Below are 8,084 nucleotides of genomic sequence, written 5' to 3'. Positions count from 1 at the left end.
GACTTGCATCAAGGCACGCTCTTCGAGGCTGAGGTGTGAGTAGGTTTTGGGCATGCAGCAGTTTCTCCGAAAGAGAGTGTTGCACTTGGACTTTGAGCGCGGGCTGCGGTTTGCGCCTTGCCCAGACCAAAAATCCATCGGTTTTATTTGTCGCATCAAGCATCAAACACTACACTAGATTGTCCATGAGGCGGTGCTGCGCACCTACGCGGGCGCTGGTGGACGTTTGCCGGTCATTTTGGCCGCGGCTTCGTCGTTCATGGCTCCGGCCATGCACTCCTCATCCGTGACCAAACTGCCTCGCCAGCCGCCTCGCCATCATCCCGTGTCCTCATGAACAATCTGGGTTCAAGGGCCCGCGGGCGAGCTATGCCACAGAGCAAAACTTAGTTGCCGGGTGAATAAGGCCTTTTTTATGCGAAATCAGCCATTGACCGAGCGCAGCGCCGGGGGGCGCATCTGACGCGAGACCGGGTCTATGAAGGCCGTGGGGTACTGGTAGGCGCGGTCGTCGAACAGGTCGATGCCGCACATCAGGTTTTCGATCCAGTCGAAAAAGTCGCTGATCGCCTGCTTGCCCATGATGGGCGCGCCGTGCTGCGGCACCAGCATGGCGATGTCGAGCTGGCGCGCCATGCGTGCCCACAAGCGCAGGATCTTGTTCGACACCATGTAGCGGCGGTGGAAGGCCTCCATGCGCGGGATGTGCGCCTGCAGGTCGGTCACGGGCACGCGCGCCTCGGCACCCGACATCATCGAAACGCCCAGGTCACCCGTGAACAGAATGCGGCTCACCGGATCGTAAAAGTGGAAATTACCTTCGGCGTGCATGAAGTGCGCGGGCAAAATCACGAGTTCGTGCCGGCCCAGCGGCAGGTGGCCGCCGCTGTCGGGCACGCCGATCACGCGGTTTTCAGTCTTGCCCACTTTGGTGAAGTGGGGGGCGAAGCGCTCCCACAGGCGCGAGATCACGAGGCTTGCCTTGGTGCTGGTCATCCAGCGATCGAGCGAGGCGATGATGTCCGGGTCGGCGTGCGACGCGATCAGGTACGACAGCTTGTGCGGCGGAAAGTGCCGCGTCATGCCCATGAACAGTTCGTTGAAGGCCAGATTGCCGCCGGGGTCGATCACGGCGCCGGTGTCGTCGTCCACGATCAGGAACTGGTTGGCTTGCACCGCCTGCCCGTCCTCCTCGATGAGGTCGGTGAACATCAGGCAGGCGTGCTTGGGGTCGCGGTAAAGCTCCAGGGGGGTCATGTGGGTACTCGATTTTCGGATAAGAGTCGAAAATGGTAGGGCGCTCGTGCGCGCGGCGATAGATCGATATCAATCATTATGGCCTGAAGCCTGCCCCGCACCTCCTTGCGCATGCCTGGCCTGCGTGCCGCATACCGGGCAGTCTGCCTGGCGTGGCACGCGCAGGCTGCTCCATTCCATGCTGCGTCCGGCGAGCATCAGCAGACGCCCCGCGAGCGAAGGGCCCACGCCCGCGAGCAGTTTGAGGGCTTCGGCCGCCTGCATGGCGCCGATCACGCCCACGAGCGGGGCGAAGACGCCCATGGTCGAGCAGTGCGCTTCCTGCGGCGCGGCGTCGGGTGCGAACAGACAGGCATAGCAGGGCGATAGTGCATCGTGCGGATCGCGCACGGTGATTTGCGCGTCGAAACGGATCACCGCACCCGTCACGAGCGGCACGCCATGGCGCACGCAGGCGGCGTTCACGGCCTGGCGCGTGGCGTAGTTGTCGCTGCAGTCGAGCACCACCGACGCCGTGGGCACGAGGCGCGCGAGCAGCGCGGCGTCGGCGCGCGCCTGCACGGGCGTGACCTGCACCTCGGGGTTGAGCGCGGTGATCGCCTGTGCGGCCGATTGCACCTTGGGCTGACCCACGCGCGCCGTGGTGTGGGCGATCTGGCGCTGCAGGTTGGTCAGATCGACCACGTCGTCATCGACCAGCGTGATGCGCCCGACGCCGGCCGAGCCGAGGTACAGCGCCACGGGCGAGCCCAGCCCGCCGGCGCCGATCAGGAGTGCGTGGCCCGCGAGGATGCGCTCCTGGCCGGCGATGCCGACCTCGTCGAGCAGGATGTGGCGCGAATAGCGCAGGAGTTGCTCGTCGGTCATGGCGGGGCGTGTGGCAGGCAAAAAAGGCCGCGCCGCCACGGGCGCCGGCCGGTCGCGCGCGGACTTATTCGTCCTTGTCCTTCTTTTCTTCCTTGCGCTCGGTCAGGGTTTTGCTGACCTTGACGGGCAGGCCCTTGAGCTGGTTCAGCGCCTGCTGCAGCTGGAAGTCCTTGTCGCTGCCGAATTCGGGCAGTTTGCGCTCGGCCTCGGGCTTCTTGGCCTCACATTCGAGGCGCTTGAGGGCCTCCTCGCGGGCTTGTTCGCGCGCCTGCTCCTGGGCCTTGTCGGTGGAAGGATCTTTGCCTTTAGCGCCGTCCTGGCCGTTGCCCAGGTGTTTGTCGAGGTCGGCTTCGCGCACGCGCAGTGCGGCGAACAGATTGCCGTCCTCGGACTCGTCCACCATGGTGTCGGGCACGATGCCCTTGGCCTGGATGGAGCGGCCGCTGGGCGTGTAGTAGCGCGCCGTGGTGATCTTGATGCCCGTGTCCGGTCCGAGTGGGCGCACGGTCTGCACCGAGCCCTTGCCGAAGGTCTGGCTGCCCAGAATGACGGCGCGTTTGTGGTCCTGCAGGGCGCCCGCAACGATCTCGCTTGCCGAGGCCGAGCCCTCGTTCACCAGCACCACCAGCGGCACGGTCTTGAGCGCCACGGGCAGGCGCTTGAGCGGGTCCGGGCTGCCGCGGCGCGCATAGAACTCGGGCGAGGCCTTGAAGGTGGCCTTGCTCTCGGGCAGTTGGCCGTTGGTGCTGACCACGGTCACGTCTGCAGGCAGGAAGGCGGCAGAAATCGCCACGGCCGCGTCGAGCAGCCCGCCGGGGTCGTTGCGCAGGTCGAGCACCATGCCCTTGAGTCGCGGCTCCTGCTGGTAAATCTCTTGCACCTTGCGCACGAAGTCTTCCACCGTGCGCTCCTGGAACTGCGACAGGCGCACCCAGGCGTAGCCGGGCTCGACGATCTTGCTCTTGACCGACTGGGTCTTGATTTCCTCGCGCGTGATGGTCACGGTGAAAGTGCGGCTCTCGTCTTTGCGAAAGATGGTGAGCGTGACCTTGGTGTTGGGCTCGCCGCGCATGCGCTTGACGGCCTCGTTGAGCGCGAGGCCCTTGACGGCGGTGTCGTCGATCTTGGTGATGAGGTCGTTGGTCTTGAGCCCGGCGCGGAACGCGGGCGAGCCTTCGATGGGCGAGACCACCTTCACGAGCCCGTCTTCCTGCGTGATTTCTATGCCGACGCCGACGAAGCGGCCCGAGGTGCCTTCGCGGAATTCCTTGAAGGATTTTTTGTCGAAATACTGTGAATGCGGATCGAGCCCGCTCACCATGCCCGAGATCGCGTCGGTGATGAGCTTTTTGTCATCGACGGGCTCGACGTAGTCCGTCTTGATCAGGCCGAACACGGCCGAGAGCTGCTGGATTTCCTCGAGCGGCAGCGGCGCCATGGCGTTGCGCGCCATCGTTTGCAGCGACACCGTGGTGAGCGCCCCGGCGAGTGCGCCCACCGAGATCCATCCTGCGATTTTGAGTTTGTGGCCCATAAAAAACCTTTTACCGATCCGAAGCGTGCTGCGGTGAAATCCGAGAAATGAAGTGAATTGCCAAGGCGGCCCACATTGTGCGGGTTTTCACCTGCATTTGCCGTGTCGCAGGGCCTATTTGCGCTGGTTTTACTGCGGGTTTACACCCCTGCGTACCGTCAGTACCGTCAGTACCGTCAGCCCTTGCCCTGCGCGGCCACGGCAGCAGCTGCCTGCGCCACGGCCTGTGCATCACCGAGGTAATAGTGGCGCAGGGGTTTGAGCTCGGCGTCGAGTTCATAGACCAGCGGGATGCCGTTGGGGATGTTCAGGCCCACGATGTCGGCGTCGGAGATGCCGTCGAGGTACTTCACCAGCGCGCGGATCGAGTTGCCGTGCGCCGCGACCACCACGCGCTGGCCGGCGCGGATCGCCGGGGTCATGGTGTCGTTCCAGAACGGCAGCACGCGCGCCACCGTGTCCTTGAGGCATTCGGTCAGCGGCACCTCGTGGGGCGCGAGGTCCGCGTAGCGCCGGTCGGCACGCTCGCAGCGCGGGTCGGCGGGATCGAGCGCGGGCGGCGGGGTGTCGTAGCTGCGGCGCCAGATCAGCACCTGCTCGTCGCCGTATTGCTTGGCCATCTCGGCCTTATTTAAGCCCTGCAGCGCGCCGTAGTGGCGCTCGTTGAGGCGCCAGCTCTTGACCACGGGCAGCCAGGTGCAATCCATCTCGTCGAGGCAGTACCACAGCGTGTGGATCGCGCGCTTGAGCACGCTGGTGTAGGCCAGGTCGAATGCGTAACCCTCGGCGCGCAGCAGTTTGCCTGCAGACATGGCCTGCGCGACGCCCGTGGGCGTGAGGTCCACGTCGGTCCAGCCGGTGAAGCGGTTTTCGAGGTTCCACAGCGATTCGCCGTGGCGGATCAGGACGAGTTTGTGCATGGTTTCTTGCGGGCCAGTGAACGGGTCAAAACCAAGCATTTTAGAATCCCGCCGATCCTGACCCCCTGAGGAAGTTTTTGTGCAATTCATCATCGACAACTGGTACCTGATTTTCATCGCCCTGGTCTCGGGCGGCTTGCTGTTTTTGCCCATGCTGCGCAATGCCGGTGGCGGCATCTCGCCGCAGCAGGCGGTGCAGCTCATGAACCGCGAAAAAGCCGTGCTCATCGACGTGTGCGAGCCCGGCGAATTTGCCGCAGGGCACGTGAACGGCGCGAAGAACGTGCCGCTCGCGCAGCTGCAGGAGCGCCTGCCGGGCGTGGTGAAGAACAAGTCCCTGCCCGTGGTGCTGGTGTGCGCGAGCGGCATGCGCGCGCGCGGCGCGGCGGCCATCGCGCGCAAGCTCGGCTACGAGAACGCGCAGGTGCTCGCCGGCGGCCTCAAGGCCTGGCGCGAGGCCGGGCTGCCGGTCGAAAAAGCCTGATCCCCCCATTTTTGAGCGAAAGACCACCATGCAAGCCGTGAAGATGTATACCACCGCCGTCTGCCCTTACTGCGTGCGCGCCAAGCAGATACTGGAGTCCAAGGGCGTGCAGCAGATCGAGGAAATCCGCGTGGACACCGACCCCGCCGCGCGCCAGCACATGATGGAGATCACCGGCCGGCGCACCGTGCCGCAGATTTTCATCGGCGACACGCACGTGGGCGGCCACGACGACCTCGTGGCGCTGGACGCGCGCGGCGGCCTGATGCCGCTGCTCGAGGGCCAGCCGGTGGCCTGAACTGTCTGTGCCGCGGCATGATGCGGTACAGACACGCCGCGATTGCATAATGCGCCGGCGCGGATGCCGGCGCATACGCCCAACCCGCCCGCCCGCCGTGGCATTCGCCCCCGGCGGGCATCGTTTCGCTTCACTTTCACGAAAAGACCCCACCATGGCCGACCAAGACACCCCCGTTTTCCAGATTCAGCGCGTCTATCTCAAGGACATGTCGCTCGAGCAGCCCAACTCGCCCGGCATCCTGCTCGACCAGAGCCAGCCCACGGTGGACATCCAGCTCGGCGTCGAAGCTACGCCCGTGAGCGACGGCATCATCGAAGTCGCCGTGACGGCCAACGTGCACACGCGCATCGACGACCGCACGGTGTTCCTGGTCGAAGCCAAGCAGGCCGGCATTTTTGAAATCCGCAACCTGCCCGAAGACCAGATGGGCCCGGTGCTGGGCATCGCCTGCCCGCAGATCGTCTATCCCTACCTGCGCGGCAACGTTGCCGACATCGTCACGCGCGCCGGCTTTCCGCCCGTGCACCTCGCGGAAATCAACTTCCAGGCCATGTACGAGCAGCAGCAGGTGCAGGCCGCTGGTGGCATGGCGCAGTAAGCGCGAATTTTCATCATTTTGGCCTTTTGCGCTGATGCAACAAGCGCAAGTAGCTATGAAAATAGTAGTTTTCGGCGCCGGCGCCTGGGGCACGGCGCTGGCCATGAATGCGGCGCGCCATCCTGCGGGGCATGCGGTCACGCTGTGGGCGCGCAACGCGCAGCAGGTCGCCGACATGCAGGCACGGCGCGAGAACCTGCGCTATCTGCCGGGCGTGCCGCTGCCCGAAAACCTGGCACTGGCGCAAGGCGACGCGCTGCAGTGCGCGCGCGATGCCGATCTGCTCATCGTCGCCACGCCCATGGCCGCGCTGCGTTCGTTTTTGGCGCTGCTGCGCGATTGCCAGGTGCCGCTTGCCTGGCTGTGCAAAGGCTTCGAGGCCGCGCCAGCGGATTCAGACTCTTTTGGGCTGCTGGCCCATGAAATATGTGCCCAGGTAGCTCCTGATTTGAAAGCAGGTGCGCTCAGTGGTCCGAGCTTTGCGCAGGAGGTTGCGCACGGCCAGCCGACGGCGCTGGTGGCCGCGAGCGCGCATGAAGCGGTGCGCCACGCGCTGGTGCAGGCCTTCCACGGCCCCAGCCTGCGCGTGTATGCGAACGACGACCTCATCGGTGTCGAAATCGGCGGTGCCGTGAAAAACGTGCTCGCGATCGCGGTGGGCCTGTGCGACGGCCTGCAACTGGGTCTGAACGCGCGTGCCGCGCTGATCACGCGCGGCCTGGCCGAGATGACGCGCCTGGGCCTGGCGCTGGGCGCGCGCAGCGAAACCTTTCTGGGCCTCGCGGGCGTGGGCGACCTGGTGCTCACGGCCACGGGCGACCTCTCGCGCAACCGCCGCGTGGGCTTGCTGCTCGCGCAGGGGCAGAGCCTGCAGCAGGCCGTGGCCTCGCTCGGCCACGTGGCCGAGGGCGTTTACAGCGCACACACCGCCGTGCAGCGTGCGCGCAGCCTGGGGGTGGAAATGCCCATTGCCGAAACCGTGGTGGCCCTGCTCGACGGCCGCCTGCACGCCGCCGACGCCGTCGCGCTGCTCATGGAGCGCGAACCGCGCGCCGAGCCCGAGCGCGGGTGATCCCCGCGCTACAGAGCGCTATCCCAAGCCCCGGCCGTGCGCGCGCCGCTGCGTGCCTTGACCGTCGACAGTCAAGTGCGTCAAAAACGATTCCACTTGAGGCGCCAATCTCCGCAGGGTGGCGCTTGCCATGAAACCGGATGAACCGCTTCGCCCAATGGACACCTAACCTCTCATTCCAGCGGACCGCCGCAAGCGGCGTCCGCTGAATTCAAACGTTGGCGTCTCAGTAATGGAAACGCAACTGAGCTATTTGGATTTGCTCGCCCTCAACCCGATACACCATGCGGTGCTCGTCCGTGATGCGGCGTGACCAAAATCCTGAGAGGGCATGTTTCAGTGGCTCTGGCTTTCCGACACCGCTGAAAGGTTCACGCTGCGTCTCGCGAATCAGTTTGTTGATCCGCTCCACCATCTTTCGATCCTGCTTCTGCCAATACAAGTAGTCTTCCCATGCCTCGTCTGCGAAGACCAGTTTCACTTGGCCAGCTCCCGCTCAATACCCTTGCCAGCGTTCAGTTGCGCTACCGCCGCAAGAAGACGCTTTGCGTTGGCCGGCGTGCGCAGAAGATAGGCGGTTTCTTCCAGCGCCTTGTAATCTTCAAGCGAGAGCATCACAACCGATTGCTCTCCGTTGCGCGTGATAATCAACGCTTCGTGGTCGTTGCAAACGCGGTCCATCGCGCTCGCCAAGTTCGCTCGGACCGTCGTGTAGGTAATCGCATCCATTTTGGGGCTCCTTATGTGTACGATTCACTGTACATGATGACCGCCCCCTTGTCTAGGAGCCTGTCGGACTTTGGGCGTCGATAGCGAGAAGGTGCCCCAGCGAGGCCAGTTTTTGCCTGATTCGCCGCCCCATAGCGGGACTATGGGGCAAGAAGACGGTAAAAAATGGGCCGCTGCGGCGCATTCTCGCTATCGACGCCCAAAGTCCGACAGGCTCCTAGTGTAGTGTTTCATTCTGTTTAGAACTTAACCGCGAGTTTGCCCGGATGACCTTCTGCAGGATGTCCTTGGCGCTCTTGGTCCAAATGAAAGGCTTGGGGCA

The 8,084-nt window shown here is 64.3% G+C and carries 11 protein-coding genes; 5 read left to right on the top strand and 6 right to left on the bottom strand.

What is annotated here, in order from left to right; genetic code table 11:
• Positions 1 to 423: 423 nt before the first annotated feature.
• The 4 genes from PYV55_RS16185 to gpmA all read right to left on the bottom strand — a co-directional run bounded on the left by PYV55_RS16185 (position 424) and on the right by gpmA (position 4,578).
• Entirely contained in the window at positions 424 to 1,257 is an 834-nt protein-coding gene (locus tag PYV55_RS16185) for an oxygen-binding di-iron domain-containing protein (RefSeq protein ID WP_275853282.1), read from the bottom strand.
• A 69-nt stretch (positions 1,258 to 1,326) separates the two neighbouring features.
• On the bottom strand, positions 1,327 to 2,124 hold the full coding sequence (locus PYV55_RS16180) for a HesA/MoeB/ThiF family protein (RefSeq protein ID WP_275853280.1): 798 nt from the start codon (positions 2,122 to 2,124) through the stop codon (positions 1,327 to 1,329).
• Positions 2,125 to 2,188: 64 nt separating this feature from the next.
• Complete coding sequence (locus PYV55_RS16175) at positions 2,189 to 3,658, bottom strand: S41 family peptidase (RefSeq protein ID WP_275853279.1); 1,470 nt, start codon at positions 3,656 to 3,658, stop codon at positions 2,189 to 2,191.
• A gap of 176 nt (positions 3,659 to 3,834) precedes the next feature.
• Entirely contained in the window at positions 3,835 to 4,578 is a 744-nt protein-coding gene (gene gpmA, locus PYV55_RS16170) for a 2,3-diphosphoglycerate-dependent phosphoglycerate mutase (protein WP_275853277.1), read from the bottom strand.
• Between the two features lie 79 nt (positions 4,579 to 4,657).
• Between gpmA and PYV55_RS16165 the strand changes: the two genes are divergently transcribed.
• From PYV55_RS16165 to PYV55_RS16150, 4 genes are all read left to right on the top strand, one after another.
• A complete protein-coding gene (locus tag PYV55_RS16165) occupies positions 4,658 to 5,062 on the top strand; it encodes a rhodanese-like domain-containing protein (RefSeq protein ID WP_275853275.1) in 405 nt (134 codons plus the stop codon).
• A 28-nt stretch (positions 5,063 to 5,090) separates the two neighbouring features.
• Complete coding sequence (gene grxC / locus PYV55_RS16160) at positions 5,091 to 5,360, top strand: glutaredoxin 3 (RefSeq protein WP_275853273.1); 270 nt, start codon at positions 5,091 to 5,093, stop codon at positions 5,358 to 5,360.
• A gap of 154 nt (positions 5,361 to 5,514) precedes the next feature.
• Positions 5,515 to 5,961: a protein-export chaperone SecB gene (secB, locus tag PYV55_RS16155; protein WP_275853271.1), complete on the top strand. Its 447-nt coding sequence runs from the start codon at positions 5,515 to 5,517 to the stop codon at positions 5,959 to 5,961.
• A 55-nt stretch (positions 5,962 to 6,016) separates the two neighbouring features.
• Positions 6,017 to 7,033 carry an NAD(P)H-dependent glycerol-3-phosphate dehydrogenase gene (locus tag PYV55_RS16150; RefSeq protein WP_275853269.1) on the top strand — a complete coding sequence of 339 codons (1,017 nt, stop codon included), beginning with the start codon at positions 6,017 to 6,019 and terminating at the stop codon, positions 7,031 to 7,033.
• A 226-nt stretch (positions 7,034 to 7,259) separates the two neighbouring features.
• Here the strand turns inward: PYV55_RS16150 and PYV55_RS16145 are convergent, their stop codons facing one another.
• Both PYV55_RS16145 and PYV55_RS16140 read right to left on the bottom strand, forming a co-directional pair.
• Positions 7,260 to 7,514 carry a Txe/YoeB family addiction module toxin gene (locus PYV55_RS16145; RefSeq protein WP_114483676.1) on the bottom strand — a complete coding sequence of 85 codons (255 nt, stop codon included), beginning with the start codon at positions 7,512 to 7,514 and terminating at the stop codon, positions 7,260 to 7,262.
• Positions 7,511 to 7,762 (bottom strand): type II toxin-antitoxin system Phd/YefM family antitoxin, encoded by a 252-nt coding sequence (locus tag PYV55_RS16140; RefSeq protein WP_275853266.1) that lies wholly within the window; start codon positions 7,760 to 7,762, stop codon positions 7,511 to 7,513. The genes PYV55_RS16145 and PYV55_RS16140 overlap by 4 nt, the downstream gene beginning before the upstream one ends.
• A 70-nt stretch (positions 7,763 to 7,832) precedes the next feature.
• Here PYV55_RS16140 and PYV55_RS16135 point away from each other — a divergent pair, with 70 nt between their 5' ends.
• Positions 7,833 to 7,988, top strand: coding sequence for a hypothetical protein (locus PYV55_RS16135; RefSeq protein WP_275853264.1), 156 nt, complete (start codon positions 7,833 to 7,835; stop codon positions 7,986 to 7,988).
• Positions 7,989 to 8,084 lie beyond the last annotated feature (96 nt).

This window comes from Extensimonas soli (genome assembly GCF_029211265.1).
Lineage (GTDB): Bacteria > Pseudomonadota > Gammaproteobacteria > Burkholderiales > Burkholderiaceae_C > Extensimonas > Extensimonas soli.
This window is presented reverse-complemented; position numbering and strand designations above follow the sequence as displayed.

Coding starts and splice junctions, on each gene's coding strand:
- PYV55_RS16185 (WP_275853282.1), bottom strand. CDS start 1,257: ATGACCCCCCTGGAGCTTTACCGCGACCCCAAGCACGCCTGCCTGATG.
- PYV55_RS16180 (WP_275853280.1), bottom strand. CDS start 2,124: ATGACCGACGAGCAACTCCTGCGCTATTCGCGCCACATCCTGCTCGAC.
- PYV55_RS16175 (WP_275853279.1), bottom strand. CDS start 3,658: ATGGGCCACAAACTCAAAATCGCAGGATGGATCTCGGTGGGCGCACTC.
- gpmA (WP_275853277.1), bottom strand. CDS start 4,578: ATGCACAAACTCGTCCTGATCCGCCACGGCGAATCGCTGTGGAACCTC.
- grxC (WP_275853273.1), top strand. CDS start 5,091: ATGCAAGCCGTGAAGATGTATACCACCGCCGTCTGCCCTTACTGCGTG.
- secB (WP_275853271.1), top strand. CDS start 5,515: ATGGCCGACCAAGACACCCCCGTTTTCCAGATTCAGCGCGTCTATCTC.
- PYV55_RS16150 (WP_275853269.1), top strand. CDS start 6,017: ATGAAAATAGTAGTTTTCGGCGCCGGCGCCTGGGGCACGGCGCTGGCC.
- PYV55_RS16140 (WP_275853266.1), bottom strand. CDS start 7,762: ATGGATGCGATTACCTACACGACGGTCCGAGCGAACTTGGCGAGCGCG.